Annotated in this window: 35 protein-coding genes and 4 pseudogenes; 18 read left to right on the top strand and 21 right to left on the bottom strand. The window is 54.6% G+C overall.

Annotated features, from left to right (window positions below; all coding sequences use genetic code 11):
- The first annotated feature begins 256 nt into the window (after positions 1-256).
- Positions 257-1,468 carry an MFS transporter gene (locus HGO40_RS11665; RefSeq protein ID WP_250963114.1) on the top strand — a complete coding sequence of 404 codons (1,212 nt, stop codon included), beginning with the start codon at positions 257-259 and terminating at the stop codon, positions 1,466-1,468.
- A gap of 222 nt (positions 1,469-1,690) precedes the next feature.
- Complete coding sequence (locus HGO40_RS11660) at positions 1,691-1,897, top strand: hypothetical protein (RefSeq protein ID WP_027912993.1); 207 nt, start codon at positions 1,691-1,693, stop codon at positions 1,895-1,897.
- 53 nt (positions 1,898-1,950) lie between these two features.
- Here HGO40_RS11660 and HGO40_RS11655 read toward each other — a convergent pair whose 3' ends face one another.
- Together HGO40_RS11655 and HGO40_RS11650 are read right to left on the bottom strand one after the other, a co-directional pair.
- Positions 1,951-2,259 carry an AzlD family protein gene (locus HGO40_RS11655; protein ID WP_250963113.1) on the bottom strand — a complete coding sequence of 103 codons (309 nt, stop codon included), beginning with the start codon at positions 2,257-2,259 and terminating at the stop codon, positions 1,951-1,953.
- Positions 2,256-2,966 carry an AzlC family ABC transporter permease gene (locus HGO40_RS11650; RefSeq protein WP_250963112.1) on the bottom strand — a complete coding sequence of 237 codons (711 nt, stop codon included), beginning with the start codon at positions 2,964-2,966 and terminating at the stop codon, positions 2,256-2,258. The genes HGO40_RS11655 and HGO40_RS11650 overlap by 4 nt, the downstream gene beginning before the upstream one ends.
- A 58-nt stretch (positions 2,967-3,024) precedes the next feature.
- Between HGO40_RS11650 and HGO40_RS11645 the strand changes: the two genes are divergently transcribed.
- Together HGO40_RS11645 and HGO40_RS11640 are read left to right on the top strand one after the other, a co-directional pair.
- On the top strand, positions 3,025-3,282 hold the full coding sequence (locus HGO40_RS11645) for a hypothetical protein (protein ID WP_250963111.1): 258 nt from the start codon (positions 3,025-3,027) through the stop codon (positions 3,280-3,282).
- Positions 3,269-3,697, top strand: coding sequence for a DUF2628 domain-containing protein (locus tag HGO40_RS11640; protein WP_250963110.1), 429 nt, complete (start codon positions 3,269-3,271; stop codon positions 3,695-3,697). Before HGO40_RS11645 ends, HGO40_RS11640 begins: the two co-directional genes overlap by 14 nt.
- A gap of 128 nt (positions 3,698-3,825) precedes the next feature.
- Here the strand turns inward: HGO40_RS11640 and HGO40_RS11635 are convergent, their stop codons facing one another.
- The 3 genes from HGO40_RS11635 to HGO40_RS11625 form a co-directional block, all read right to left on the bottom strand.
- Positions 3,826-4,095, bottom strand: coding sequence for a YceK/YidQ family lipoprotein (locus HGO40_RS11635; protein WP_250963109.1), 270 nt, complete (start codon positions 4,093-4,095; stop codon positions 3,826-3,828).
- 92 nt (positions 4,096-4,187) lie between these two features.
- Positions 4,188-4,853: a PDZ domain-containing protein gene (locus HGO40_RS11630; protein WP_250963108.1), complete on the bottom strand. Its 666-nt coding sequence runs from the start codon at positions 4,851-4,853 to the stop codon at positions 4,188-4,190.
- An 81-nt stretch (positions 4,854-4,934) separates the two neighbouring features.
- Complete coding sequence (locus HGO40_RS11625; RefSeq protein WP_250963107.1) at positions 4,935-5,384, bottom strand: PACE efflux transporter; 450 nt, start codon at positions 5,382-5,384, stop codon at positions 4,935-4,937.
- A 104-nt stretch (positions 5,385-5,488) separates the two neighbouring features.
- Here HGO40_RS11625 and HGO40_RS11620 point away from each other — a divergent pair, with 104 nt between their 5' ends.
- Complete coding sequence (locus HGO40_RS11620; protein WP_250963106.1) at positions 5,489-6,373, top strand: LysR substrate-binding domain-containing protein; 885 nt, start codon at positions 5,489-5,491, stop codon at positions 6,371-6,373.
- Between the two features lie 276 nt (positions 6,374-6,649).
- Here the strand turns inward: HGO40_RS11620 and HGO40_RS11615 are convergent, their stop codons facing one another.
- Positions 6,650-6,862: a hypothetical protein gene (locus HGO40_RS11615; RefSeq protein ID WP_250963105.1), complete on the bottom strand. Its 213-nt coding sequence runs from the start codon at positions 6,860-6,862 to the stop codon at positions 6,650-6,652.
- Positions 6,863-7,002: 140 nt separating this feature from the next.
- Positions 7,003-7,509 (bottom strand): P-loop nucleotide/nucleoside kinase family protein, encoded by a 507-nt coding sequence (locus HGO40_RS11610; protein ID WP_250963116.1) that lies wholly within the window; start codon positions 7,507-7,509, stop codon positions 7,003-7,005.
- Positions 7,510-7,649: 140 nt separating this feature from the next.
- Here HGO40_RS11610 and HGO40_RS11605 point away from each other — a divergent pair, with 140 nt between their 5' ends.
- A complete protein-coding gene (locus HGO40_RS11605; RefSeq protein ID WP_250963104.1) occupies positions 7,650-8,507 on the top strand; it encodes an AraC family transcriptional regulator in 858 nt (285 codons plus the stop codon).
- A gap of 29 nt (positions 8,508-8,536) precedes the next feature.
- Positions 8,537-8,752 carry a DUF6434 domain-containing protein gene (locus HGO40_RS11600; RefSeq protein ID WP_250963103.1) on the top strand — a complete coding sequence of 72 codons (216 nt, stop codon included), beginning with the start codon at positions 8,537-8,539 and terminating at the stop codon, positions 8,750-8,752.
- 104 nt (positions 8,753-8,856) lie between these two features.
- On the opposite strand, the gene HGO40_RS11595 is transcribed toward HGO40_RS11600, so the two are convergent.
- The 7 genes from HGO40_RS11595 to HGO40_RS11565 form a co-directional block, all read right to left on the bottom strand.
- A complete protein-coding gene (locus HGO40_RS11595) occupies positions 8,857-9,057 on the bottom strand; it encodes a hypothetical protein (RefSeq protein WP_250963102.1) in 201 nt (66 codons plus the stop codon).
- A gap of 106 nt (positions 9,058-9,163) precedes the next feature.
- Positions 9,164-9,589: a hypothetical protein gene (locus tag HGO40_RS11590; protein ID WP_250963101.1), complete on the bottom strand. Its 426-nt coding sequence runs from the start codon at positions 9,587-9,589 to the stop codon at positions 9,164-9,166.
- A gap of 347 nt (positions 9,590-9,936) precedes the next feature.
- Positions 9,937-10,245 (bottom strand): hypothetical protein, encoded by a 309-nt coding sequence (locus HGO40_RS11585; RefSeq protein WP_250963100.1) that lies wholly within the window; start codon positions 10,243-10,245, stop codon positions 9,937-9,939.
- Positions 10,246-10,367: 122 nt separating this feature from the next.
- Positions 10,368-10,586 carry a hypothetical protein gene (locus tag HGO40_RS11580; protein WP_250963099.1) on the bottom strand — a complete coding sequence of 73 codons (219 nt, stop codon included), beginning with the start codon at positions 10,584-10,586 and terminating at the stop codon, positions 10,368-10,370.
- Between the two features lie 60 nt (positions 10,587-10,646).
- Positions 10,647-11,192 (bottom strand): hypothetical protein, encoded by a 546-nt coding sequence (locus HGO40_RS11575; RefSeq protein WP_250963098.1) that lies wholly within the window; start codon positions 11,190-11,192, stop codon positions 10,647-10,649.
- Positions 11,193-11,672: 480 nt separating this feature from the next.
- Positions 11,673-12,434: a hypothetical protein gene (locus tag HGO40_RS11570; RefSeq protein WP_250963097.1), complete on the bottom strand. Its 762-nt coding sequence runs from the start codon at positions 12,432-12,434 to the stop codon at positions 11,673-11,675.
- A gap of 113 nt (positions 12,435-12,547) precedes the next feature.
- Positions 12,548-13,108 (bottom strand): TetR/AcrR family transcriptional regulator, encoded by a 561-nt coding sequence (locus HGO40_RS11565; protein ID WP_250963096.1) that lies wholly within the window; start codon positions 13,106-13,108, stop codon positions 12,548-12,550.
- A gap of 126 nt (positions 13,109-13,234) precedes the next feature.
- On the opposite strand from HGO40_RS11565, the gene HGO40_RS11560 reads away from it, so the two are divergent.
- From HGO40_RS11560 to HGO40_RS11550, 3 genes and pseudogenes are all read left to right on the top strand, one after another.
- Positions 13,235-13,879, top strand: a complete 645-nt coding sequence (locus HGO40_RS11560) for a DJ-1/PfpI family protein (protein WP_250963095.1) — start codon at positions 13,235-13,237, stop codon at positions 13,877-13,879.
- Between the two features lie 24 nt (positions 13,880-13,903).
- A complete protein-coding gene (locus tag HGO40_RS11555) occupies positions 13,904-14,428 on the top strand; it encodes a DUF2867 domain-containing protein (protein WP_250963094.1) in 525 nt (174 codons plus the stop codon).
- Positions 14,429-14,562: 134 nt separating this feature from the next.
- Positions 14,563-14,871 (top strand): annotated as a pseudogene (locus tag HGO40_RS11550) (addiction module antidote protein).
- A 133-nt stretch (positions 14,872-15,004) separates the two neighbouring features.
- Here HGO40_RS11550 and HGO40_RS11545 read toward each other — a convergent pair.
- A complete protein-coding gene (locus tag HGO40_RS11545) occupies positions 15,005-15,277 on the bottom strand; it encodes a hypothetical protein (protein WP_018610855.1) in 273 nt (90 codons plus the stop codon).
- Positions 15,278-15,476: 199 nt separating this feature from the next.
- Here HGO40_RS11545 and HGO40_RS30835 point away from each other — a divergent pair.
- A pseudogene (locus HGO40_RS30835) lies at positions 15,477-15,614 on the top strand (transposase domain-containing protein); the annotation flags it as partial.
- Between the two features lie 24 nt (positions 15,615-15,638).
- Positions 15,639-16,715: a lipase family protein gene (locus HGO40_RS11540; protein WP_250963093.1), complete on the top strand. Its 1,077-nt coding sequence runs from the start codon at positions 15,639-15,641 to the stop codon at positions 16,713-16,715.
- Between the two features lie 126 nt (positions 16,716-16,841).
- Here HGO40_RS11540 and HGO40_RS11535 read toward each other — a convergent pair.
- Positions 16,842-17,306, bottom strand: a pseudogene (locus HGO40_RS11535) (IS66 family transposase); the annotation flags it as partial.
- Positions 17,307-17,555: 249 nt separating this feature from the next.
- On the opposite strand from HGO40_RS11535, the gene HGO40_RS11530 reads away from it, so the two are divergent.
- Positions 17,556-18,641, top strand: a complete 1,086-nt coding sequence (locus HGO40_RS11530; protein ID WP_250963092.1) for a type I restriction endonuclease — start codon at positions 17,556-17,558, stop codon at positions 18,639-18,641.
- A gap of 185 nt (positions 18,642-18,826) precedes the next feature.
- On the opposite strand, the gene HGO40_RS11525 is transcribed toward HGO40_RS11530, so the two are convergent.
- The gene (locus HGO40_RS11525; protein WP_250963091.1) at positions 18,827-19,510 is read right to left on the bottom strand and encodes a hypothetical protein; all 684 of its coding nucleotides are present in this window, start codon (positions 19,508-19,510) and stop codon (positions 18,827-18,829) included.
- A 47-nt stretch (positions 19,511-19,557) separates the two neighbouring features.
- Here HGO40_RS11525 and HGO40_RS11520 point away from each other — a divergent pair.
- From HGO40_RS11520 to HGO40_RS11505, 4 genes and pseudogenes are all read left to right on the top strand, one after another.
- Positions 19,558-19,847 (top strand): annotated as a pseudogene (locus HGO40_RS11520) (DNA cytosine methyltransferase); the annotation flags it as partial.
- A 600-nt stretch (positions 19,848-20,447) separates the two neighbouring features.
- Positions 20,448-20,735, top strand: coding sequence for a type II toxin-antitoxin system Phd/YefM family antitoxin (locus HGO40_RS11515; RefSeq protein ID WP_207966811.1), 288 nt, complete (start codon positions 20,448-20,450; stop codon positions 20,733-20,735).
- Positions 20,725-21,012, top strand: coding sequence for a type II toxin-antitoxin system RelE family toxin (locus tag HGO40_RS11510; RefSeq protein ID WP_053123438.1), 288 nt, complete (start codon positions 20,725-20,727; stop codon positions 21,010-21,012). Before HGO40_RS11515 ends, HGO40_RS11510 begins: the two co-directional genes overlap by 11 nt.
- 550 nt (positions 21,013-21,562) lie before the next feature.
- Positions 21,563-21,808, top strand: coding sequence for a hypothetical protein (locus HGO40_RS11505; protein WP_250963090.1), 246 nt, complete (start codon positions 21,563-21,565; stop codon positions 21,806-21,808).
- A 300-nt stretch (positions 21,809-22,108) separates the two neighbouring features.
- On the opposite strand, the gene HGO40_RS11500 is transcribed toward HGO40_RS11505, so the two are convergent.
- Together HGO40_RS11500 and HGO40_RS11495 are read right to left on the bottom strand one after the other, a co-directional pair.
- Positions 22,109-22,546 carry a type II toxin-antitoxin system YafO family toxin gene (locus tag HGO40_RS11500; protein WP_250963089.1) on the bottom strand — a complete coding sequence of 146 codons (438 nt, stop codon included), beginning with the start codon at positions 22,544-22,546 and terminating at the stop codon, positions 22,109-22,111.
- The gene (locus HGO40_RS11495) at positions 22,546-22,998 is read right to left on the bottom strand and encodes a hypothetical protein (protein WP_250963088.1); all 453 of its coding nucleotides are present in this window, start codon (positions 22,996-22,998) and stop codon (positions 22,546-22,548) included. Before HGO40_RS11495 ends, HGO40_RS11500 begins: the two co-directional genes overlap by 1 nt.
- A gap of 485 nt (positions 22,999-23,483) precedes the next feature.
- Here HGO40_RS11495 and HGO40_RS11490 point away from each other — a divergent pair, with 485 nt between their 5' ends.
- A complete protein-coding gene (locus tag HGO40_RS11490) occupies positions 23,484-23,771 on the top strand; it encodes a type II toxin-antitoxin system Phd/YefM family antitoxin (RefSeq protein ID WP_250963087.1) in 288 nt (95 codons plus the stop codon).
- A gap of 144 nt (positions 23,772-23,915) precedes the next feature.
- Here the strand turns inward: HGO40_RS11490 and HGO40_RS11485 are convergent, their stop codons facing one another.
- Positions 23,916-25,151: an FYVE zinc finger domain-containing protein gene (locus HGO40_RS11485; protein ID WP_250963086.1), complete on the bottom strand. Its 1,236-nt coding sequence runs from the start codon at positions 25,149-25,151 to the stop codon at positions 23,916-23,918.
- Between the two features lie 433 nt (positions 25,152-25,584).
- The gene (locus HGO40_RS11480; RefSeq protein ID WP_250963085.1) at positions 25,585-26,229 is read right to left on the bottom strand and encodes a hypothetical protein; all 645 of its coding nucleotides are present in this window, start codon (positions 26,227-26,229) and stop codon (positions 25,585-25,587) included.
- Between the last annotated feature and the right edge of the window lie 129 nt (positions 26,230-26,358).

Below are 26,358 nucleotides of genomic sequence, written 5' to 3'. Positions count from 1 at the left end.
AGATGTGGATAAGAGACAGAAATTGAGCGTTTCCCTTGCCGTTTCCCGGGTCCGCGACAACAATGCCAGGGCCCGCCGCCAAGGCGAAACAGGTAACAGCAGCAATCAACGAGCGCGATTTGAACATGGCAGTTCTCTCGAAAAGGGGACATCCCCTGTAAAGATATAGAGACTAACGGTGATATTAGTTCCATATCACGCTTCGCGTCGTTTGCCTGGACCGGATAACACCTGAACACCGCAATCAAGGAGCTCCATGCGCAAGGATTACCTGGCTTTTTTCGTCTCGATGTTCCTCTCGCGGTTGGCCGATCAGATCTTGCTGTTCATCGTCCCGCTGATTGTTTTCCAGACCACCAACAGCGTCTCCTGGGCGGGCCTGGCGTTCTTTGTCGAATCCCTGCCACGCTACCTGGCGTTCCCGATCTGCGGCGCGCTGTGCGACAAGTTCCCGCCGATTCGCATCCTGCACATCAGCCAGGTCTATCGCGCCGCAGCCTGCGCCGTCGCAGTCGTGCTCTATGGCGTCTTCGGCGGTGTCTATTGGATCGTGGCGCTGTCGGCCCTCTGTGGCGTGCTGACCACCCAAGGCATCATGGCCCGCGAAGTGGTCCTGCCTTACATCTTCAAGCACTACACCTACACCAAGACGCTGTCTTATTCGCAAATCGCCGACCAGACCGGCTTGGTACTGGGCCCACTAATCGCTGCGCTGCTGCTCGAGGTGTGGGCGTGGCACTGGGTGGTGCTGGCGATCGCCGGGCTGTTCCTGCTGGCAGACCTGGCCATGTTGTACTGGCAGCGCACCAGCTCGGTCACCCTTGAGTCCTTCGAGCAACACCATGACCTCTGGTTGAACCCGCTGCGCATTGCCCTGGGCCACATCCGCAACCTGGCGGAACTGAAAAAAGTCATCAGCCTGGCGGTGGGCGTCAACCTGATCATCGGCGTTACCCTCGCCACGTCGGCGGCCATGGTCATCGGCCACTACGGCGCCGGAAAAGATGATTACGCCGGGTTGCAGGCGGCCGGTGCCGTGACCACCATCGTCATCCTGTTTCTCCTGGCCCGGGTCACCTTGCCCTTGAAACTTCTCGGCGCCCTCTCCTACACGCTGATTGCCGTCGGCGCTTTCATCACCGCGCTCAGCCCGACCCTCTGGGGCTACGTCGTCGGTTTCCTGCTGATCGTCGGCTTCGACAAGATGTTCAACGTGTACATGCGCAGCATCCGTCAGCAGGTCATTCCCCCACAGGACTTTGGCAAGACCGTCGGCGTGATCACGCTGCTCAACAACCTGTCGCAACCGTTCGCGGGCTTGCTCGTCGCGGTGTTGGCAGCGCCTGTTGGGACGCAGGAGGTGATTCTGCTGCTGGCGGTGGTCACCAGCCTGATCGGAGTCGGTGTGGTCGTGATGAACAGGCAATCAACACAGGGGACAAGGGTCTACCGTACCGATTCAAATTGACCCTCGGTTTGTATTATCAGTGACTTATTCTTGAGGCATGGTTGCATCGTTGCCAGCGTCGATGCGCATCTTCCCACCATTCGTCACCTGTTAAATGTTGGAATCTACAGGCGGCCATGTCTGGCTCAGGGTTTGCACTGGCCTGTCTCAGCAGCCAAGAACGACATAATTCTGACGCGGCGGCAAATTAATCAATGCTTGGTCAGCAAACGGAGATGTACCGTGTCAACTCTCAACGAAATCGCAGCGAACCACGCGAGAATGGCAAAGTTAAAGGAAGAAGAGTCGATGCGGTTGAGTGCGCTTCAGGGACAGGTGGTGGGAAGTTTTGAAATTCCCCCCATCGAGGCGCCCCAAGAGATGTCGCTGCATTTTATGACAGGTGTACAAGATCACTCGTTCGGGGAAGCGGCTGCGCTGAGTTTTTGACCTGGGCATTGATGAGCCTCCGTCGCCCGTTAGTAAGCGGGCGACTCGGCCGTTCAAAACTGTCTGGCTAAAGCCGCTGCAAGTATGCCGGCCGCAATTGCCGGCAGCGGCTTTTTAAGGGTCAGCATGACGATTGCGGTGGTCAGCAAAGCCAGGCGTGCGCCGTTGTCACCTTTAACCGCCAGCGGAGCCAGCACCGCCACCAACACCGAGCCGGACATGGCCGTGATGAACTGCTGCACCCGATAGTTGATCGGCACGAACGACATCACGAAAACACCGCCCCACCGAGTGGCCAAGGTCACTACGGCCATGATCAAGATGACAAGCAAGGTGCCATAACCCGCCGTTTCAATGTTCATCGTTGTTTCTCCATCCACACGGCGCCCAGAACGCCTCCTGCCAAAGCGCCCACCACGACATGGCTGTTAGCCGGCAAATACCAGAAGGCCAACAGCGATGAGCAGGCCGCCACCGTCCAGATGATGAACATGCGCAGGTTCTTTTTCCCGCCCACGACCATCGCCAACAAGAAACAACCCATCACCATATCGAGCCCGAAACTGACCGGGTTCTCGATCGCGCTGCCAAAGTGAAGCCCCAGCCAACTGCCCAGGATCCAAGTGACCCAGAGCGCAATGCCGCCGCCGAATAGAATCCCCAGCCCCGGCTTGTCCCGACTGAACGCCTGCATCGCCATCGCCCAGTTGGCGTCCGAAACAACCAGCATGACACCGTAGCGTTTGGCGACGGGCAGCTCCCGCAACCACGGGTAAAGTGTCGCCCCCATCAATAATTGCCGGGCGTTGATTGCGAAAACGGTGATCATCAGCGGAACCACCGGCACTTGCTGCCCCCACAGATCCAGCGCGGCAAATTGAGAAGCGCCAGCAAAAACCAGGGTGCTCATGAGCACAGCTGACGCATCGCTCAAGCCCGTTTGTGCAGCCGCCAGGCCGAAAGCAACGCCGAACACGACGACGAAAAGAGAGATGGGGATCAGTTGCTTGAAACCGTCGTAAATGTGCTTCAGTGTTAGCTCACGCAAATGGGGTTGATCGCTCGACAAAACATCGCCTCTTCTGGTTATCCACGGTGTAAAACTGGGAGTATGAAGCTGATTCTGTATGCCGAAAACTTTTTACCGGACAATCCAGCGAATCAATAGAGTGAAGCCCGTCACAGACCAGGCGACCGCACAAGCGGCCAGTGCGGAATGTTCCACACCTCCAGCCATAAAGCGGCAAAATGGGCACCCTGAAGATTCACGCGCGTTCTTCGACAAAACCAAAGCAGCCAATGCTCTGAACCAGAGCACAGGATTTCTTGGAAGAAAGAAAAAGTTAATTATGGAAAACAGGAGCCTTGAAAATGAGCACGACTGAACAAGTACAAAGCACCGGTAAATACAGCGCCAAGTGGCAGGAACGCTTCGACTTCTTTGACACCTACGGTGCGCCAAGCGACCCGCGCTACAAGGAAGCCTTCAAGGCGCTGCCTGGCTTCAAGAAAAAAATACTCATCAATGCAAACGTGATCGCATTTTTCTTTGGCCCTATCTACCTGTTCGTCCTGGGGCTCTGGAAGAAGAACCTGGCCCTGCTGGGTATTTTCCTGGCGATCAACATCGCCTTGAGCGTCATTTTCGCCATCATTGGCATGGAGTTTCCGCGGCCGTTGAGCACGGGGCTGAGCATTGCCATGTCGATGATGTACACGCTGATGGCCAACTACGCGTACTACCTCAAGGAAGTGAAAGGCGAGCAAGGCTGGAACCCGTTCAAAGGCATGCGTCTCTGATTGCACCCTTGAATCATCAAGAGCCCGCACCTCGTCATGAGTGTGCGGGCTCTTTGTTTCCGGGTCGTGGGAATGTGAATGGCCCAGCCTATAGACCTCCGCAGCCCCGAATTTCGGGGCCGGTCCAACTAATTCCGAGCCGGTTCTTTAGCAAACAGGGTATACGGCAAAAATAACGTATCGGCGACCAGGCTGAACGGCAGGTCAATCAATGCCAGTGGTGCCAAGACGCGAAATACCCCGGCGTTTTCGTCCGTGGCGGCCTTGATCACTTCAACATCGGTAGAGGTTCCGCAATACGGATGGGGGCCACAGCGTGGACGATCATCGAAGGTTTCAGAGAGCGTCGAACAACCTGCCAGCAGAGCAACGGCGAATATGCCCAGGAAGAATTTCATGCGATTACTCAAGAATACGGGCCGGAAGAAGAGCAATCCGCACTCTACTCCAAGCCTTGTGACGCGGGCGACATAAGGTTACGTGTCTTGCATCAGAGTGCCGCACTTCCGTCAGAAACAACAACCCGAACATCCGTCACCGCCCGATAACGCCAGACCTTTATCGAGGCGCTGTCACCCGGCGTCATGCGACCGATGATGGCCGTGACCTCGGAAGGACTGTTCACCACCGCCCCGGCGATTTCCAAAATGATGTCCCCCGCCAAAAGCCCCATTTTCGCGGAATCGGCGCCTGCCTCCGGACCAAACACCAGCACCCCTTTCTCGGAAGGCAAACCGAAGCTCTTTACAACAGCAGGCGTGACCACGCCGAGATGCGCCCCTAGGTGTCCAGCCGCCACGGGCATGGGAGCAGCAATGCTGTTGGCAGGTATCGGGGCTGGCGCGGCCGTCGCAGTGGGAACAGGATTGGCGGCGACACTTGGCTGGGTTGCGCTGCTGCGGGAACAGTCCCGCTGAGCGACCACTTGATGAATCGCTTGCCGGATTCTTTCAGTCCGAGGCGTGGGGTACTGGTCATAGCTGTCCCGAGTAATCAATAACGTATTGCAGTCCATGGCCTCATAGGTTGCAGGAGACTCGGTAGTGCGATGGTACTCGGCGTACTTCGCCTTTTCCTCTGCGCCCATGGGCAGAAAAATACAGCCCACGAGCAATGGGGAGGCTACTGCCATTAACGAAACGAGTCTGAGTGACATAGCCGTCCCTGGAGTTTTTGAGTTGGGGATTGAACGCTACTGTTTTGCCATGCATCTGTCCAATCCGTCCTCCTACTCCTCTCAACGGACGTTGGAGACGGAACCCTGATCGGCCTGCGCCGAAAGCGGAACATCAAACACTCGATCAAACACCCACTGAAAAACCAGCGAGTAAAAAAAGAAAAACACGAACAACCCCAGGTTGGTCACCAGCGCCAGCCACAGGCTGATGCCCAACCATGCGCTAATCACCGGCGTGAGGATCAGCGTCAAGCCGCCCTCAAATCCCAGGGAATGCAGCAACCGCCGCTGCCAGTTGCGATGGCGGCTGGGTTGGCGACGCTCCCACCCTTCGAAAAGGCCGTTGAAAAGCATGTTCCAAACCAGCGCAACGGCAGAAATCACCAGGGACAGCAGGGTTGAATAGCCCATCCCTTGTTTGTACGTCAGCGCCAGCGCCGGTGCCACGAACAGCACACCACCAGCTTCATAGAGGATGGCCTGGAGAATTTTACGGGGTGTGCCTTGCATTGCAGGGCTCCTTGGCTGGGTTGGAAGACCACAGCCTGGCAAGTTGAGCCCCCGCGCACAATTGAGCTAAATTGAGCCACGCTTAACCTGAGTAACCCACCCGCATGTTCGCCAAACTGCCCCTCACCGCCTTGCGCGGCTTCGAGTCCGCCGCACGGCTGGGCAGCTTCAAGGCCGCGGCCCAGGAACTGAACGTCAGCCCGGCGGCGATCTCCCATCAAGTCAAAAGCCTTGAAGCCTTCCTGGGTGTGCGCCTGTTCGAACGCTCCAGCCAAAACGTGCGCCTGAGCGCCGACGGCGAGCGCCTTCACCCTTACATGCACCGCGCCCTGCTCGATATCCAACAGGGCCTGCAAATACTGTCGCCCTTGTGTGCCGCCCAGTCGCTGGTGGTGAGCACTACGCCGGCGTTCGCCAGCCTGTGGCTGATCCCTCGGCTCGGGGATTTCCATCGGTTGCATCCGGAGATCGACGTCAGCCTGCACAGCAGCAACGACGTAGTGGACCTGCGACGTGACGCCAGCATCGACCTGGCGATCCGCGCCCTGTTCACGCCGGATCCACAACTGTTCGAACGGCCTTTGCTGGATGAGTATTTCGGTGTGTATTGCCGCCCCGGCTGGCAACCACCCGCAGCGGGCTCGCCTGTTGAACTGATCGACGTGCCATGGCTGAGCAGCGCCAAGGTGGCGGTCGACTGGCCTGCATGGTGCGCCAAGGCCGGCACCCTGGGCTGGCTGGAAAATGCACGTTTTCGGCGTTATGACGAGGAACAGCACGCCCTGCAAGCGGCGATCGCCGGGCATGGGCTGGTGCTCGCCAGCAATGTGCTGGTTGCCGACGCGGTTGCGCGGGGGGAGTTGATTGATTACCGGCCTGAGGTTCGTTTGGCGGGCGCGCGATATACGGTGGTGTGCGGGCCGGGGCGGGAGCGGCAGGTGGAGGTGAGGGCTTTTAGTGAGTGGTTATTGGGGTGGAGTATTGGTTGAATTGGATCAGCATGAAAGATCGTTTGCTGTCCGATTAAAGAGCGGCTTTTTGGATCCCTGCATAGGCAGCCGCATCAGATCGTAGGATGTGGACAGATTTGTTTGAGCGCGCAGCACACGCCCGACGATAAACCGGATGTTCCTGCCAGCCCACCCCAGGCCAAGAAGGAAAATCCATCTTCTGAATCTGTAGCCGTCCGAGCACAACGGATCCCTGTAGCGTCTTCAACGCAGTAGGACAGCGGAGCGCGACTCGCGCCCCTTCTTTCCTCGCCCTCAGGGAAGAGGCGGACTCGCCGAGAAATCCGTAGGGATATTGAGAAAGGAATGCCAGGCATCTACAGCGTCATGATGCCGCTGGGTGGCATCCTCCCAAGAAGGACCGGTCACCTCTTTCGCAGAAACCAGCATCATCATTTTTATCGTCGCGGCATCCAGCTCTTTGAGAAGCTCATGGGATGTGGCCCTGAATTCTTCGAACGACGTCATTCCATTTACCTCGGGCGGTGTTCACCGCCATTGAGGAATACATATTCCTCGATGAATGGAGTTCCCCGGGCGGCGGTAATTCCAAACGGTCGGACCGCCGGTCAATTCATTTCGAAGCCAACCTTCTACCGGTCCCAATCCTACTCCCTGGACAGAAATCGATTGATGATCATCGAGATCGCTTGCGCCGCAGAGGCCATGGCTGTGTCTATGCAAAACGGAGCTTCGTCCCATGGCTCATATTCATGATCCAGTACAGATTGCCAGCTGGGTGGCGTCAGCCCGGGAATGTCACCTTCCCTCGTTTCTACCCGGCGCTGGTGTTCATGTTTATCGGAGCAAATCACTTGGATATTTACCAACCGACTACCCGCCCGTGAGGCAACTGCGCTCCACGCGGTTCGGCTGTCGAGGACTGGATTGACACAATCAACGACGACCGCATGGCCCAAACGAAGATTACTCAGGGCCAGCTCATTGGCGACCATGTAGCCACTGCGCCCTACATCTTGCGCAAGCGCCCCCGAGTTTCGAATCGCCTGCTCAATCGTGTCGATCCGTAGGTACACGGCACCTGTCGCAGCGGCGAGATCATGGGCGATAGTCGTTTTCCCGGTGCCGGGCAGGCCGCTGAAAACAATGAGCATTCCAGGTCCTTGAATGAGTGAGTTAATCCAGTGTAGGCAGCAGCCCGTTATACGGCAGTAGAAAGCAAAAACCGCAAGAACGATCAAATGTTCTTCCCATGCATTTGATAACGTCGCTTTCAGCATTCATGGAGACCGTCATGCTGAATATCGAGAGGGCCCTGTGGTACATCGAGTTGGAGCTGGGATCCCAACTCGATCTGGAACGTGTCGCGCGCCATTGCAACCTGTCTCCCTTTGCCTTGGCCCGTTTGTTTGCGTTGTCGAGGGGCTGGTCGGTGATGCGGTACATCCGTGCTCGGCGGTTAAGCCAAGCAGCACTGGCCTTGCGTCGAGGTGCGCCGGACATTCTGCAAGTAGCGCTGGATGCCGGCTACGGTTCCCATGAAGCCTTTACTCGCGCCTTCTGCGATCTGTTTGGAGTCACACCGAAGCAAGTGCGTGGGCACGAGGATGAACATCTCTCGCTAGTGGAGCCTTTACGTACGAAAGAAAGGAAGCTCATAACACTCTCCGAACCTCGCTTTGAAACCAGGGCAGCGTTTTTCATCGCAGGTATGGGAGATCGTTTTACCTTCGATAAGAACGAAGGCATCGTCGGTTTGTGGCAAGCGTTTTCCCCCTACCTGGGACGGGTCCCCGATCAGGTCAACAACTGGAGCTATGGTCTGTGCTGCAACCCTGGACTGGACGGTAGTTTTGAGTACATTGCCGGCACAGAGGTGTCCTGCATCGACAGTCTTCCTCCGCCTTTTCGTTATTTCAGGGTGCCGCAGCAAAACTATGGCGTGTTTCGACACCAAGGCCATATCTCGACGATCCATCAGACGTTCTTCACCATTTTCAATCACTGGTTGCCTGAGTCTGAATATGAGATAGCCGACGCGCCTGAGTTCGAGCAGTACAGCGCGGATTTCGAACCCTCCCGAGGGAGGGGTTACGTGGACGTGTGGATACCGCTTGCAAGACGCCAAGCATCCGATGTCATGGATTTATAGGTCTGACCATCCAATACGGAGCCCGCCCCATGAGTTTTAATTGGCACAGTGATCAGCTCACAAGAGATACGCCAGTTTGCAAGGATTATCGAAACACACAGAACGTCCGCCGATTCATGGTGGAGCACTGCGGCGACAACTTTAAATTTGACCGAGACTTCATGGCCTGGATACGTGATGGCGTGCCTAAGACGCTTGGAGAGGTCGTTGACGAGTGGCTGCAGCGCAATCGCGACGGTCATTGAATGACCAACAAGCATCAGGTCAGTGGAGCCAGGGACAGACCACGATTTGGGCCCCGTGTAATCGGCCCGACTCATATCGTGAGCGTCCCCATTTCCCTCAAGCATTAATGAAGAACCCTGCGGCTCTCCCCAATCCTGATCCTGTCGAGCGCCCTGTTTAAGGCATCCAAGGCATCAAGCAGAGCTTTCGCCTCAGTCTCCCGACCATCCCCCCAGAGGCGTTCAGCCATTTTGTTCAGTGCCTGGATAGAGCGCTCAATGTCAGCAGCTGTCGCTGTTTTGCTTTCCTGAAGTTTCTTGGACATTGATCAATCGTCCTCGGACGCCTTGCTTCATCAGCTTCGACGCGAATACATCGCACGGCAGACGCTATGGAGGGTTCCATACCCATTCCGCCGCCGATGCCCCCAATCAGCGCTTCATGGACTCACACTGAGCACGCAGATCACGATTGTCGATACTCCCGCAACTACTGCCGCCGGTCGTGGCATTGCAGTAGGCGCGCTGGTCACGGTCATCAATGTTGCCGCAGGAACTGTTACCCATCTCCGCGTTGCATCGCGCACGCAAGTCACGATTATCGATGCTGCCGCAACTGCTGCCGCTCTGCTTGGCATTGCAATAGGCACGCTGGTCACGATCATCGATGTTGCCGCAAGAACTGCCTCCCAGCTCTGCGTTACATGCCGCACGCAAGTCGCGATTATCGATGCTTCCGCAACTGCTGCCGCTTACCCTGGCATTGCAGTAGGCGCGCTGGTCACGGTCATCAATGTTGCCACAACCGGCAAAGGCGTAACCGCTGAACATCAATACCATCGCAAGAATCACTTTCATTTCATACGTTCCTGGGCCTGCCAGGAAACAGCCTGGCACTGGTTGATCCTGTTTTATTGAGCATCGCGACACGCTATCAAATTGACATCATTTTAAGGAAAAGTTCCGAGGCAGGATTGTGTGAAGCTGGAGGGATGCAGCCGGGCATGAGATGGGAAACTGGGAACTGACCGCGACTCTGATAACCGTGGTTTCCCCGGTCCCTCTCCGGCCCGGGCTCGATGGCACGCTGACCTACACCCGAAAGTGGCCACATGACGCGCATCTACCTCAGCGGCCAGTGCGCTGCCGAGGATGGCCCTAATCCGGGATAATCCAGAAAGACCAAAAAATAAAGCATCCGCAGCTTAAGGAAGTTTCTTCTTTCCGATTACCACAGCTCCTCGCGTAACCGAGAACGCAACATCTCCAACGTAGGCCCCGCCTCTCTGAGTACATTCCTCTGATAGAGCCACGGAAATCGGAACTACGTTCACAACGTCATACCCCTGCTCATCGAATGTCTCATACGTCTCCAGAAGCAAATCCGCATAATTATCCAAGTCCACATTTTTTTTGTCATAAACCGTTTCGGTTTTGCTTCCAGGCAAACCGGTCGGCCTGGTTGTACTTTCCATCGAAGCATAGAACCAAGCCGATATGAATTTTTCAGACATCTGAAAGCCCTTAATTTTAGACAAACCAAAAAGATAACAAAAAACTCATATCAAAGAATAGCCACTGGCCACTACCGCTCATTAAAACTCAACCGCTATAGCGGCAAAGGAATCGCTATGCCTCATCTACTCGCACCATAGAAATGATTTAGCACGATCAGTTCAAACACAGCCACCAACACACAGAATGCTATGAAGCCAGGGCTGAAGACCTGCTTGGGCTTGGATGAGCCGTCGCCCAACCAGGTCGCATCGGAGTAAAAGGTAAACACTGCGAGAAATACCAGCAGCGCAAAGGTCCACGCCCTGCTCCAGAATCCCTGTGTTTTCCATTGACTCATCCGTGCTCTTCCGAAACCCGCTTTATTCATCGACTCATGACGCCGGTTAACCAGATCGCATTACTTGGCTTTTGCGCTCTTGATGTCACTTATGATTTTCTGAGAAATAGCCTGAACCTGCTCTTGAGTCATGGCCGACATGACACCTTCCCAAGCAGACGATGACGTGTCGTATGTCCGAGTTCCAATCAGGCGGCCTGATTTCAAGTCCGAGTAATCTGCACTGGAATTGACCCACGCATTCCCCACCATGACCCCTGCTCCGTAGCGAGCGCCTGGGGTCAGGTAACGGAAATTGGTCACGTTGATCTTGATACCGACACCGTCCTTGGCCTCCTGGCTTGATGCCTGAGCCCCTGTAAGCCTGTAGCCGGCGCGAGTCGCTTCGACTTGCAGGGCGTCATTCCACTCCCGCTTCAAGCGAGGCCAGTCCTCGTTTTGTTGAACCTTGCTATTCCCCTCGAAGTTTACGACCAGGTTCTGCTTGGCTGACTCCTGAATGACGAGCGTTTCAGTTCCGCCGCTTTTTACAGAGGCAGCGCATCCGCTCAACATCAAAACTGCAACAGCACAGGACAGCGCAATCGAAAGCTTAGGTGTGTTCATTGAATTTCCATATCCACAAAATCGGTTGAGAGAGGCGTTAAATATCCCCGCCGAGCCAGATGGGCCCACACGCTGGATGCGCAGAATTTAGCACCATTGCTTCGCTGCTACGAGCCAAGGGCGGGAGTCAGAACAACTGGGACAGCCCTCGATATTGCGTACATTAATCTGGCGGTCTCAAATCGTGGGTTGTCCCTCTTCCCGACGCGAAGTCGGCCCTTACACAGGCGCCTATGGACAGGCAACAGGCTCTCGAGACTGCCGCTTCTTCCACAGAATACGACCGTTGATTCTACTGTCAGACCATGACTCGGTAACCAAAGAGCAATCGCCGCTTAGGTTCTCGACAAACGTCCTCGGATAGCCTTCAGGTTCATATCCACCCAGACGCATCCAATTTGGATCTGGCGAGCTCACTGATTGATAAGGCATACAGGCTGCCAATGTGACCAGCGAAAGTGCCAACACTACCTGTTTCATTTAATTCCCAATCAATTTGACGAGTGTCCGGACAAAACGCGGAGTATAGATTGACTGGATGTTTTCCCAGCGCGAGTTACGACGAGGACGTCCTGCAAGTGCAGCTATAGAACCCACCTCAAACGGCGGACACCAGAAGGCTGAGGACAGACCGCGATTTGAGTTTATGTGTAATCGGACCGCCTCATAATCGTGGTCTGCCCGCGTTTTCCTTGCGTCCGCAGCGCACAAAACCATTGTCGCGAGTGACGATGAAGAGACATTCGATTTGAGCTCATGACCACTTTCCAACCCACTGTAACGCCACCCTGGTGATGTGCGCTCCCTACGGGCTCGGCTCGTCAAGAAGGTACGAAAACGGCGGAAAAGATTTAAATTGGACCAAGCCATATCCAGGCGTGCCTGCACCATCTCATTTTTCGCCTGGACGATCTGCCCTGCCAAACTTAACGCCCTTTTTTTGAATTCCCTGTGAAGCGCCTCCTCCTCGGTCTCGTTTCCCTGTGGCTTGACCGTCATCTCGGAAAATGTGAAAAGAACTTTGTCGCCGAGCACATAAAACGTGCCGCTACATTTTTGTATACCGCCTTGAAAGATAAAATCGACCGAAACGAACGCATGTTCGTCCGTGTTTACGTAATACAGCGGCTCACCCTGAAGATTTCGAACTATTCCGTCCTGGTGAATCCGGCCCAAGGGCGCCCCATCGCTGCCCCGGCCTTTGAAGACCAAGTACCGGCCGTTCGTGTAGTTGTACGGCATTATCGGTCCTCATCCCGAATAGACATCGGAACACACGGTTTGCCCATTCGCGGCCCATTCATGGCCCTTTTCCACGACGCTATCAAGTCAGGCACTCCCCTGCTCATTTCTTCTTACGACCTGGACCGCCACGGTGGAAGAACCCCTTCGAAAAGCGAAAAGGCTCGATGCACGAAACGGTTGAAACGAGCGGCATCACGCCGCAGCCCTGCCTGTTGCCCCCCAATCAGGCACAGGTGGGCCACCTGCCCCATCACTTCTGCTTCGCCTGGCCTATGGGCCAAGCGACGACACGTCCGTATCGCGAAGTCCAATCGTCGTGTGTCAACCCGCTGCTGAAACTCGCCTACCAACGGATCGTGCAGCGACCAGGCTCGGATGGAAACTTCTCGCCCAGGTTGTTTCTCAGCGGCGACACTCAAGTAGCGTTTCAAGATTTCGCCCGCGCTACGACCCTGGGCCGCAAAAGCGAGCATGCGCTCCGTGTAGTCTGCTTCCCAAGCGGCCAGCAAGGTGCGGACAAAGTCTTCGCGATTGCGGAAATGGTGATAGAACGATCCGCGGGTCACATTCAATCGGCGCGATAGACTCTCGGCTGACACGCCAATATGCCCAGTCTGGTCGAGGGCCTCGAAACCTGCCGCGATCCAATGGTGACGCGTTAGTTTTTCCATTCGTTATTTCGCTCCTTATTTATCGCCATACAGGCTGTGTATGGCGCGCAACCGATCGATACCCTGCGAACACCAGCAAAGATGGCCGTTGCGTTTTGCACGCCAGCACTTTTCATGGAGCTCGCCTTGAAGAAAATCGTCCTGGTTGCTTTCGACCAATTCACCGATATCGACCTATTCCTGATGTGGGACATCTTAGGCCGCAACACCGAGGACTGGCACGTCCGAATATTGGGTTCCAGCCCTGTCATACGATCGGCACATGGCCTGCCTGTTGCGGTGCACGGTCCGCTTTCCGAAGCCAATAGTGCCGACGCGGTATTGTTCGCCAGCGGCAAGGAAGGAATACCCGCCGCACTGGCCTCCCCGGATTTCCTGCCGTCGTTTGAACTTGACCCCAGACGCCAGCGAATCGGCTCCATCTGCGCCGGCGCTTTCATTCTCCAACGGCTTGGGCTGCTCAGCGGCCGAGCAACGACACACCCGGATACACGATCGGGCTTGCAAGCCCTGGGACTTGAGCCCGTGGACCAGCCTCTTGTATGCCAGGGCAACGTCGCAACCGCTGGCGGATGCCTTTCGGCGCTCTACCTGGTGGGATGGTTGGTTGAATCCTGGTTCGATGCCGACAAGCGCCGTGCGACGCTGCACCCTGTTCTGCCCGCTGGGCAGCAGGCGCTGTATGATGCGCTGATCGGGCTCAGTATCCGACAAGGAGAAGTGGCCGCCTCCCAACAAGAAACGCGACATGGCATGTCATCTAATTGGTAGTTAGCACTCAGGAAGAGATCCCCGATGCCCCGAGAATTTGAGCTCATTATGTCTGTGCCGGTCCCCTCGAGGTCCGGCGTCACCCACCTTTACAAGTCGACGAACCTGGCGGACGCTTTTGCGATCCAGCTCCCTGCGGGCACATCCAGCGATCCAGAGGTGCTCGCTCGATTCATCCTTTCCCACCAGCCATCCTGGATCGGATGGCTCATGAAAGTCCGAGACACTGTCGTTGCCTGTTTTGGGCTCAAGACAGCCAGGCATTTGGCAACACTTGCTCATCGGATTCAAATCTTCAAGGTCTACAGCACCGACCAGACTGAAATCGTGTTGGGAGAGGACGACAAGCACCTCGACTTCCGCATATCGATCCTGTGTTCTGGAGAGGTAGAGCAGGAAGGCAGTCGCCAACTGGTTTTTTCAACCGTGGTGCAGTGCCACAACCGCCTGGGCCGGGCCTACATCTTCGTCATTGCCCCGTTCCATCGTTTGGTTGTTAAGGCGAGCCTACGCCGTGCAGCGCGTATTGGTTGGCCTTTGGCTGCCTGAGCCGCGACACCACAAATCCCGTGGCGAGGGAGCTTGCTCCCGCTGGGTGGCGAAGCCGCCCCAAAAAAGGGATGGCGAAAGACTAGGGACAGACCAGGGTTTTGAGCTAAGAAATTGGCAAAGGAAATTTGAACATGAGCCAACACTTGACGACATTTGACATGGCGGCACTGCTCGATAGCGACGAAGCAATCAGTGAGTACTTTTCTCAAGTGCTGATTGATGGTGATAGCGAGGAGTTTCTCCGAGCGATCGGTTATGTCGCCAAGGCCCAAGGCATGGCGCAGATTGCTAAAGACTCTGGCAGGGGCCGAGAAAGCTTGTAGAAGGCGTTCGCACCTGGATCAAAGCCGAGATTCGATACCGTACTCAAGGTCATTCATGCGCTAGGCATTGATCTTCATGCGCAGCCTGGGCATGGAGCTGAACATTCGCCTGCCTGAGTATGGGTTTCCTTGTTCTTTGGCTTCGCCTCTTCTTTACCCATCCTGCAGTCAATGGGGACACATGCCCTGCCCTCTTGAATTTTCTCCCAAGCTTTATGAAAACGGGCGACTGATTAGTCGCCCGTTTTCATTATTCCGCCACCTGCGCCCGCAATCGTCTTCCGATCACATCCATGACATCACAGCCATCGCGCAATGACGTGGTCAGCAATTTACAAAAATCAGTGAGCACCACGGTGTCTGAGCTGATGTCCGAGCGAAACGCGATATTTTCCAGGACTTGGGTCACCGTGCGGATGCGGTAATCGGCGGTTTCGAAAAGGACGTCTAGAGGCGCTTCGGTGTCGATGAGCAGGGTTGCGGGGATGCAGTCGATGCCGGTAATGGGCATGTATCGGGTCATGAGCAGTACCTCTTCAAATGATAAGGAGCAGAAGCTTCTGCGCTTCATTCAATCGAGTCGCCAAACCCGAATCGCCATCTGGGCGACAGGGAGACAATAAGTCGCCATTCCAGATGCTGCAATGCGCTGGTTTCCGAGGTTTGTGTAGGAATTTGCGTCAATGCCTTTCGCGGCGCTCGCTTGAGCCTTTATAAGCCACAGCGGCAAAAAAAACGTAAGCGTCCGGCGAACTCACCCACCCGATCCGTATGCGTATTTGAAGGACGTTCTGACTCGTTTGCCGACACATCGTGCGACAGCTTCAGCGCGAGATGCTATACCTGGGTGGAGGCATTGAGCCATTATTCGAGGGCGTAGGGACATGACCATCAAGAAAGCAGGACTGTTATTGATAGCCACTTTGCAGGCCGGTTGCAGTGTGTGGTTTCAAAAAGACGACACAGTATTGATACGCGAGCCTGACCAATCAAGTTACACCGCTCATGAAAGGGCGCGCGATATCGCACAGGTCTACTGGGAATACACAGCCTTGGCTGCCAATGCTTATCAGTTGGCCTGGCCCGACTATCGCCAGAAACTGGCACTCGCCAACAACAAAGCCATTCAGTCCTCTGTGCAAGATCGTTTTGCCCAGGCCTGCCGCCCCCACAGCAAACAGCTGATCCCTACACCGGGTTGGTATGCCTGGCCCGAATTCCCATCGCAAGCCATGGCTGAACAGGCAGAAAAGGCCAAATTGTTTTTCAGCGTCTGGGAGCTACGCACCGGTAACGAGCCTACTGATATTGCCGAAGTTGCAATCGTGTTTCGGGGCACCGAAGCGGATCAGCGCCAGGACTGGTTCTCCAATGCCAGGTGGTTTATCCCGACCCGGCTTAGAGGTGAGGACCAATACGATATTACTCGTGACTGGGTAGCCAAGGCGTTCGAGGCTGAAGTTCAAGAGCGTATTCGCCAAGGAAAACTCCCGGCCACCGTCAAAATCGTTGCTATCGGCCATTCGCTCGGCGGTGGCCTGGCCCAACAACTGGCCTATGCCTTGCCCCGCTCGGTACAACAGCCGATCAGGGTATCCAAAGTCATCGCCTTCAACTCGTCCCCGGTAACCGGCTGGTTCAGTACTGGCAATCCACCACGGGATGAAAACACCAAAGGGCTGGAAATCGACCGGATCTTCGAGCACGGCGAAGCCCTGGCGTACATTCGTTTACCCATCAATATGGTTGCACCGCCGAACAAACGGGATTCGGCAGTCAAAGACCTGCGTTTCAACTTGAAAGTGACGCCCGGTGGCGTCACCAACCATGGCAGCCAGTTCTTTGCCTGCCGTCTTGCTGAAGTGGCGGGTGCTACCAAGGGCACCATCAACACCGAGAGCTTCGCCGCTAAGGAGGAGGGAATGGAGGGTACGTTACCGATTAGTGCGATGATGAAATAATTAGTTGTATCCGGTTCCCAGCATGCAGCCGGGACTGCCGGAGACGGCTGAGATCTAACCTTATGGCTTGCGTTCACCCAGCCGACGTAGATCAATGGTAAGGCACGGGCAAACCGTCTTGCACGACTAAGCCGGACGCCACCTAAGCGGTAGCAGCGCTGCAATCTCACTCGCCCGCTGCGTAGGCAGGCGCGTCAGCACATCCTTCAGGTAGGCATACGGATCGTGCCCATTGTTCCCGGCCGACTGGATCAAACTCATGATCGCAGCGGCGCGTTTACCGCTGCGTAGCGACCCAGCAAAGAGCCAGTTCTTGCGCCCCTGCGCCCAAGGTCGTATCTGGTTCTCACACCAATTATTATCAATGGGCACGGCCCCGTCATCGAGGTAGCGCGACAGCGCCGTCCAGCGTTTCAAGCTGTAATCCAAGGCTTTGCCAATGGCCGAACCATTGTGCACGATATCGCGCTGGGCAACCATCCAGGCATGCAACGCATCCATCACCGGTACCGCCTTTTCTTGCCGTATTCGGCGGCGTATGTCCGGTTCCAGATCCTTGATTTCCCCCTCGATCTCGTACAGCGCCTGCATGGAGGAAACCGGGGACAGACCACGGAGGAAACCGGGGACAGACCACGATTTGAGTAGTCGGACCGTATCACAATCGTAGTCTGTTCCCGTTTTCCTTAGCGCTGCCTTCGCTCCATCCTCGCCGCCTCTATCGTTCTTAGTCTGCCTGGACATCCAGCCTGGATAAAAATCCAGTATCGAGTAAACCTAACAAGTAGTAGCGTTAAGCCTCTATTCGCCCATTCGGGAAAATGGCTACGGAGCTAGGAAATGGAATTTATAGAACGCTTGAACGCAATGTCGGCGAAGGTGAATCAGTTAGCATCAACAATCCAAACTGAGGAAGCAACTAAGACCGCTTTTGTAATGCCATTCATTCACACAGTGCTTGGCTATGACGTTTTCGACCCATCCGAAGTCGTGCCCGAATATATATGTGACATTGGTACAAAAAAGGGCGAAAAAATCGATTACGCGATCCTAAAAAATGGCCAAATTCAAATTCTTATTGAGACCAAAAAAATTGGCGAATCGCTGAATATAAATCATGCGAGCCAGTTATTCAGATACTTCCATGTCACCACCGCCAGAATATCAATTTTAACGAACGGCAGATTTTATAGATTTTTCACTGATTTAGACGCCCCCAACAAAATGGATGAAAAACCATTCTTGGAAATAGACCTTCTAGATATCGACGAACACGTGATACCAGAGTTGCAGAAGCTCACTAAATCAGCATTTGACGTTGAGTCAATCATTAACGCAGCAGGTGAATTAAAGTACGTAGGGCAGATTAAAAGGGAAATGGCTTCTCAGTTCACCCAGCCAGACGATGATTTTGTGCGATTCTTTGCCTCTCGAATCTATGAAGGGGTGATCACGCAAAAAGTAAGAGAGCAGTTTGCGCTTCTAACTAAAAAAGCCGCCTCTCAGTTCCTAAACGATCAAATTAATGATCGCCTGAAATCAGCAATCAGCGGCGTTCCGCTACCGACTCCAGCTGAACGGGTTGTATCCGCGCGCCAGCCCGAAACAAATGATATTCCTGAGGATAGAGTCCTTACTACGATGGAGGAGCTGGAAGGTTTCCATATCATAAAGGCGATAGTGCGCACAGTAATCGACTCGAAGCGAATCGCACACCGAGATACCCAGAGCTATTTTGGAATCTTATTGGACGATAATAATCGAAAGCCAATCGCCAGACTCCACTTCAACAGAACCCAAAAATATCTAGGCGTTTTTGATAAAGAAAAAAATGAAACTCGGCATCCTATCAATTCGCTCGATGAAATTTATGAGTTCTCAGACTCCTTAAAGGAGACAATCACCTTTTATCATGGGCAGGCTTGAAATAGTGGCCCCAGTCCTTTGCCTAAAAACCCAAGGACTGGAATAATAGTTTGAGGACCAAAGTCATAACCGTGGTCTGTCCCGTTTTCCCCACTCGCGGCGGGCGCCAGTTCGACATAGTCGACCTGGTCGCACGCAATGACAGCAAAAGCAGTTGCTCGCCTGCATATGGTCTATGCGAATAGCTACCTAATAAACTTTTTCCTAAGAAATTCTTCAAGCGGCGAAAATCTTCTAGCAAAAAGCGAAGCTCGCTCCTCAGCGTTACTTATTCCTTGTGACTGACGAAAAGAAACTTCCATCTGCCTCATCACGCTAGATAAATTCGCTTTGTATTTATCAGTACTATCCTCTCTGGACCACTGAAGATATAGACGTAACATACTCTGACATCTTTCACTGAGATCAAAAATAGGTTCAAACAATTGTGCACATGAATCCCCCCAGGCGGCCCTGCTTTCGAACTCTACAGCTCTGAATTCTGCGTGCATTTTACCTAGAAGATTCATTTCCTCTTGCGCTTCCGAAACCATTCCAGGAGTAGGTTCAACGCGGTGACTTACCAACAGCGCTACGCTACCCGCTAGACTTACAAAATTCGGCATCGAGAATTTGCATTTTTCTATAAGCACAATGGAACGACGTGCTAGCTCATGATCAGATGTTGCAATTACCTGCCCCTTCCAAGCGCTCAATCCAATTAACGCTAACACAACTGCAAAAGTTGTCGCGCACGCAGCAACAATTTCAGCCAAATCGTGAACGTTGGCGACCACGAAAAAATTTGAGCTGGGAAGCAGGTGGCCCCAAATTGCACCTGCAAAAAATAAACACCCGCAACCCAGCCATACCACCCAGTCCCGACGCATAACCCGCTCCCCTGTGGATCCCGGAACTATACCGGCGAGAATCCCCTATGTCCGCACAACAGAAGAAGCGCCCCTTCGATTTCCCAATACGGACTCGGCCTCAATCCTCAGGACGATGAGATCGTTGTCGACTTCTTCTGCGGCGGTGCCGGTACCGGCTGGAAATGGGCCTGGGACGCACGGTAAAACGTCGCGAAGACCCACAGCCTGCAGGCGATAAGCATGCACACCGTGAACCACCCGGGCGCGGTGCACTTCACCACGGATGTTTTCGATGGCGACCCTGATACCGAGTGCGGCGGCAACGCCGTTGGCCGGTTCCATGTCGCCCGACTGCATGAATTAGGGACTGAATTAAGGACAGACCACGATTAGAGCTCACCTGTACTCAGCCTCCCCATAGTTGTGGTCTGTCCTCGCTTCTTCGATTGTTGGCCGTCAAAAGCTAGCACAGCGTAATTGCACCGAGTTGAGTGGAACAGCGAGAGCGGATATAGACAATAGGAGTCGACTTCAACTTCAGGTGTCGACAATGTCCAAGCTATCCCGCTTCATTTTTCGCTTCATCCTGCTCCTCACACTGCTGTGCTTCTTACGATCGGACTCGACACCACCTCGGGTTGATGCGGAACCAGCAGAAGGTTCCCGCCAACGCCGGTAACGCTCTTGGGCTCGGTGAACCAAGCTTGCCGCCCACCACTTAGTGAAACCGGGGACAGGAAGCGAGGGGGACAGGCCACAATTTTGGTCCGTCTATAATCGGCCAATCTCATAATCGTGGTCTGTCCCCCGCTTTCCGCGCCCCCCTTTCTCCCGAAACAAAAACGTCCGGCGCAGTCAAGCTCCATCCAACCTTAGAACGAGGGATTGGAACGCTGAACGCTTGCCTACACAGCACCAAAAGACCAGAATAACGACCTAAATCGGAGTCTTATCTATGCAGAATATCCTGGCCGATGTGGCCGTCAGCGTATCCGAACTCAAGAAGAACCCCTCTGCCGTCCTGAGCGGCGCCAACGGCTTGCCCGTGGCCGTGCTGAATCACAACCGCGTTATGGGCTATATGGTCCCTGCCAACGTGTACGAGGCGATGGTTGAGCGCTTGGACGAACTGGAACTGGTTCACTTGGTCAAGGCACGGCTCGACGCCAACGAAACACCCGTTCGAGTATCTCTCGACGATCTCATCAGCGAGGCCGAGGCAGATATCGCCAATGGCCGTTGAGTACGGAGTCGAGTGGGATCCGAAAGCGCTGAAGGAACTGCGCAAACTCGACGGCACCATCCGCCTCCAGTTCTTGCGAAAGCTCCAAGAACGGCAGGCCGGGCCACGAGTGCCAGGAGATGCGCTTCACGGCATGAAGGACTGCTACAAGATCAAGTTGCGCGGCGCCGGCTACCGACTCGTGTACCGCGTTGAGGATGGACGAATTGTCATCCTAGTGCTGGCCGTCGGCAAGCGGGAACGAAGCAGCGTCTACGATTCGGCCAAAAATCGGTAGGCAGATAAAAGAAGCCCGGCGCTGAGTGAATTAGGGGCAGACCACGATTAGAGCTCACCTGTACTCAACCTCCTCATAGTTGTGGTCTGTCCTCGCTTCTTCGATTGTTGACCGTCAAAAGCTGGCACAGCGTAATTACACCGAGTTGAGTGGAACTGCGAGAGCGGATATAGACAATAGGAGTCGACTTCAACTTCAGGTGTCGACAATGTCCAAGCTATCCCGCTTCATTTTTCGCTTCATCCTGCTCCTCACACTGCTGTGCTTCTTACGATCGGACTCGACACCACCTCGGGTTGATGCGGAACCAGCTGAAGGTTCCCGGAAGGAAGCTAACGCCGGTAACGCTTTTGGGCTCAGGGGAACCGAGGGGGACAGACCACAATTTAGGAACCGAGGGGGACAGACCACAATTTTGGTCCGTCTAAAATCGACCAGTCTCATAATCGGTCTGTCCCCCCCTTTCCCGGGTTCAGCACTTGAAAAGCATATTGCACCGAGTACACCACCCTTCAGCTGCGCTCCGGCTCATTGGAAAACGGAGCGGAGGATGACTTGTATCGGCAACCATCAGAACCAATGTGAATCTTATGAATCTACGCCGAATCTCGTCGGCTGGAACGCTCATGCCTGCCCCATCGACTATTTGAAGAACCCCACCCGACACCCTGCTGTCAATCTGTTGCCACTCAAACTGCCAGCGCGTTACCCACGTGAAATCTCGAACTTGATACTCGCCGGTGGCGCTTTGGCATTGAGCGAGTTTAGTGTTGGAAGGGTCAAAGGCAAAAAATAGGGGGCTTGGAAAACCGAGCAGCTGAGTCTCGTCAAGGCTCAGGCCTTCTTTTAGGTTGATGGATGCTACAAGCGCTTTTGCTCGTCTCTTGCGCCGTATCAAGTGCCATATAGCGAGGCAAAAAATAGAAATAGAAGCCAGGAAGAGCTGACGTCCTTCGACGGTAAGCTTACCGGACGAAAACTCTATCATGCCCCACACGAATCCTATCGTCGCAAGCCCCGATACCCAAGCGACGGGGATCACTATACTGTTAGCAAGGCTAGCTCCAAGCGTCCTCAAACAGTTTTTCATCATAATTCAGTTTTCGTCTCGGAATTTTTTTGCCAGTATCCCAAGCCTAGTCATCACGGCATTGACCTTCGCCTTGTCGTGCGCATACGGCGCGAAGAATGCCAGGATCATGTATCGGTCTTCGTAAAGCTCGCCCTGTACGTAGACTAAAGCGGCATCCAGCTGCGGCCGCTTTATGTCGCATTTTCTGTAGGCTTGCCGATCGGAAGCCCTGAACGTTTGGGGTGGTAGAGCGATATGAATATGGCGAAGTTGGCCGGATCGAGCCGCTGCCGGCTCGTGATATGGCTGATCACACCCCATATAACTGGGAAGTGTCTGACCTTTGCTAACCATGCAGACGGTAAAATCTTTAATTATCTGGTCTAGTGCAAAAGGATGGGCTGCGAGTGCCAACTCGATATCAGCCTGCAATTCAGGATGGATTTCGACTCGAATAACCACTATCCGATTTGATCGATCAGACGCTGCGTGTTGCGGGTCGTCAGGGTTTTCAGCCCTTCCAAGTCGATATCACTCTCGATGACATTCGGGACGATCGTGCGTTGACGTATCAGGGAATCATTCATCGCCGCGACCGAGCGCGCCTTCGCTACAGCTCGAAGCAGCGTATTGAATTCTTTTTCGCGCCCGACCGGAGTACCTGCTTCACGGAGCCTCTTCTCTACAAACCTCAGGTTGTCTGCGATCAAGCCAAAAGGATGGTCTTCCAGATGGCATTCTGGAACGTCTGCCTCGCACAAAATCCTGGTGTATTTACTCATGTCGGTTTCGAGCCTGCGCAGTTCGCCAACAACACATTTCACTAGATCCTGCACATTCGCCTGGGTCCGCTTCGCTGCTGCAGTTGATTGTTTGGCTGGCACTACTTCCGCATGCGCCATTTGATCAGTCATGACCAAGCATGCCGCAACCATAGTCATGGCGATGGTCGGCCCCGACCAAGGGCCTTTGCTTTGAGCTGCTACTGTCATAACGTCACCAAATCTATCGAATTGCTCAAATACTATACAGTGAAATCAAGGCTCGATGCATGGCAGCGAGCAGCCGGTAGTCAAGCCAGCGATACGCCTATCCACCGTTTTACCAAATCTTTTTCCTGAAAATATCCAGAGCGTAACGCGATGGAAAACCTCCGGCGAGGGGCTCAGGACCTGATTAGCGCCCTTGAAAACATTTTCAGAAACCTCCTACGTCGCAGTTTTACAGCAGCGGCAAAAAAATCCGTCCCCTTTTCCCTTTCCGCCACCCTTTTCCCCGAAATAAACACGTCCGGCGCAGCCAATCTCCATCCAACCTTTGAACGAGCGGTTGGAACGCTGAACGCTTGCCTACACAGCACCAAAAGACCAGATTAACGACCTAAATCGGAGTCTTATCTATGCAGAATATTCTGGCCGATGTGGCCGTCAGCGTATCCGAACTCAAGAAGAACCCCTCTGCCGTCCTGAGCGGCGCCAACGGCTTGCCCGTGGCCGTGCTGAATCACAACCGCGTTATGGGTTACATGGTTCCTGCCAACGTGTACGAGGCGATGGTTGAGCGTCTGGACGAACTGGAACTGGTTCACTTGGTCAAGGCACGGCTCGATGCCAACGAAACACCCGTTCGAGTATCTCTCGACGATCTCATCAGCGAGGCCGAGGCAGATATCGCCAATGACCGTTGAGGATGGACGAATTGTCATCCTGGTGCTGACCGTCGGCAAGCGGGAACGAAGCAGCGTCTACGATTCGGCCAAGAGCAGATAGGCAGATACAAGAAGCCCAGCGCAGGCCGGGCTATCGTGGTCTGCCCCGTTTTCCGGCAGCAATCAGCCGCTAGCACAGGATTTACAGACGCGCAGATTCCCTGTCTCGGGCGCTTTCCCCGGCCGGATAGCCGGCATTGGTACCACCTTCGTCTCTTTGCTGCAGTTATCACAAAAAATGCCGCCGCACGCTCGACAGTGGTGCTTACGGGTAAAGACGCCAAAGGAGGTATTGCAGCCGGGGCAGCGCTGGACGCTGTCGTCTGGTTTCCAAAGACTGGGTCGGCTTTGCAATTGGCGAAACACGTCCTGCCCACCGGGAACTTCCGCAGCCTTGTAGAACGTTTCGATTCCTTTATGCACGCTCGTCGCGCCGGTCATGACCTCGTGGTACGTGTGGGTCGAACTCTGGCTGGTCGGCATGAAATGAAAGAAGGCGACAATACAGAACGCCAGTGCGGCAAGGCTATCATCGTCATCGATACCCATTTGCTTGGCGGCGTAAACCATATCCATCGCCGAGCCGGATTTACCTGCCCAGATGGAGTTGTTCAGGCTGCGCTGGTTAGCGATCCAGAGGTTATCCTCCGCAAGGCTGTATTTCTCGTTCTCGATGCGCATACCTTGGGTAGTGCCTCGATTTGGCGTCTTGAATCTGTTGCAACGGCAGAAGTCGTGGATAGCGGCGACCTTTTTATACAGCCGGGTCAGCGGCAGCTCGTTTGCGAGGGCGACGACAATGTCCCGAGTCCAATCCAGTGTGGCGCCGCGGCCGTAGTACGACTCGCCCTCAGGGCAGTTGCGTTCTCTGTTGGTGATAGCCCGCTGGATATTCCCTATCAATCGGTCCAGCACATAACGTTCGAACATCTTGACGTTGGCGAGGACATCGAGCGCCAGGCGCTCTTCTTTTTGCCTGTTATCCGTGGCTGCGACATGCCCTCGTAGCGCGGTGATCAGCGCGTCGATCGAGGTGAATATTTTTTCCTGTGTGCTTTGCAATGCCAGACCGGTAGGTGCACCGTCCAAGCGCCCGGCAGGCGCGAACGGACTGCTCGAAGACACGGAGACGAATTGCCCGCGGGACCTGCCGCTCGCAATGGGTGCTGCTACCCAATCATTGAACGTTGGCAGAAGCAGCGCCGATTCGTCGGCGGCGAGCCGTGGCGCCACGTACGTGCTCCAGAATGCCGCCCTGGGCAGTTTGCTGCTGAAACGTCGGATCTTTTCCTCCCGCACCAGTTGCTCCACGCCCTCATCGGCGCAATCGAAAACAAGGATCTCGTTGACCGTTAACATGGCTCGTCCTTGAGAGAAAAAACTGGCGGGTGGATCGCTTGGCCGCTTAGCAACACGTGGCTGCGCTAGCCATCAGTGATGGCCTGTGCATTCTCGAAAGTCTTGTATGCCGCAGTGCTTACTTCGCTCGATTTGACGATCGAGAGCAAGTGCTCCAAGGCATCAACTTGCGCTTGATTGCTCATGGCTCGCGCCTTGACCTGACCCAATGTCGGAACACCAAGGAATAGCCCACACACTCGAATCTCGCCAACCGACGTAAAAACTGGGGGACGTAAAAACTGAGGACAGCCCCTGATTTGCGTCAGGACGTGTTCGCGCGCAACCTGAAACCGCCCTCTCTTTATTCGCCGCAACGCAAAAGCCCCGACCTAAGTCGGGGCTTTCTCGCTTCTGCTAGACGCAAACCCCGCTCGATGGCGGGCTGTACTTGCTAGTTTTTGCAGACCACCTGCGGAGCCGCAGCAGGCGTTAGCTTTTGTGGGACCACAATGGAAGTGCCAGGCACCGCGCTCAGTTCGAGAACCGCCAACATGCAAATAAGCGCTTGCTCGCCATCTTTGTTTAGACTGCCATCCACCCCTACCACCGCTTCGTAATCTTTCCCAGGTTCCAGCTTGTAGACGAGCGCCTGGCCACCACAGGTCCGATAAGTGTTGCCATTGCCCGCAATGGTCGCGCCCCAGGTTGCAATCTGGAATGGCAGATCCGTTCTGACGCGATACTCGGTTACGACCTCTTGGTAAGCCCCTTCCCCCCTCCGAATCGCAGGGATGTACTGGATAAGACTGGGCCAAACTCTTTTCGGTACGCCAACGCTCGCCGATTTCAGGGGATACTGCGGATAGTTGATGTTCGCTGTCCCGTCCCGCCCGAAACGTCCGGCTTCAGCCATTTTATGCCGGGTAGCAGGAGCACAACTACCGACGACGCTATCTCCGTACACATCGGAGTTCGTGATAACGCGAACACGCGCCACGCCCTCTGATTGAGTAGGCTCTTCATATGGAACTGAAGGTATTCCAGAGCAACCAGCAAGTGCTACAGCAAGAAAAGTTAGGGAAGTGACAACCCGCATGACCATGTCCTTATGTGTGCGCCAACAAAAAAGGGCCCACCTTTCGGTGGGCCCTTCTAGACCGCCCAGCAGAGCGGATTTTGTTTGGTAGGCGCGATTGGACTCGATCCAACGACCCCCACCATGTCT

The organism is Pseudomonas sp. CG7 (assembly GCF_023701885.1).
Taxonomy (GTDB): Bacteria; Pseudomonadota; Gammaproteobacteria; order Pseudomonadales; family Pseudomonadaceae; genus Aquipseudomonas; species Aquipseudomonas zanjanensis.
Note: the sequence above shows the minus strand (reverse complement) of the source record. Positions and strands in the feature narration are given on the sequence as shown.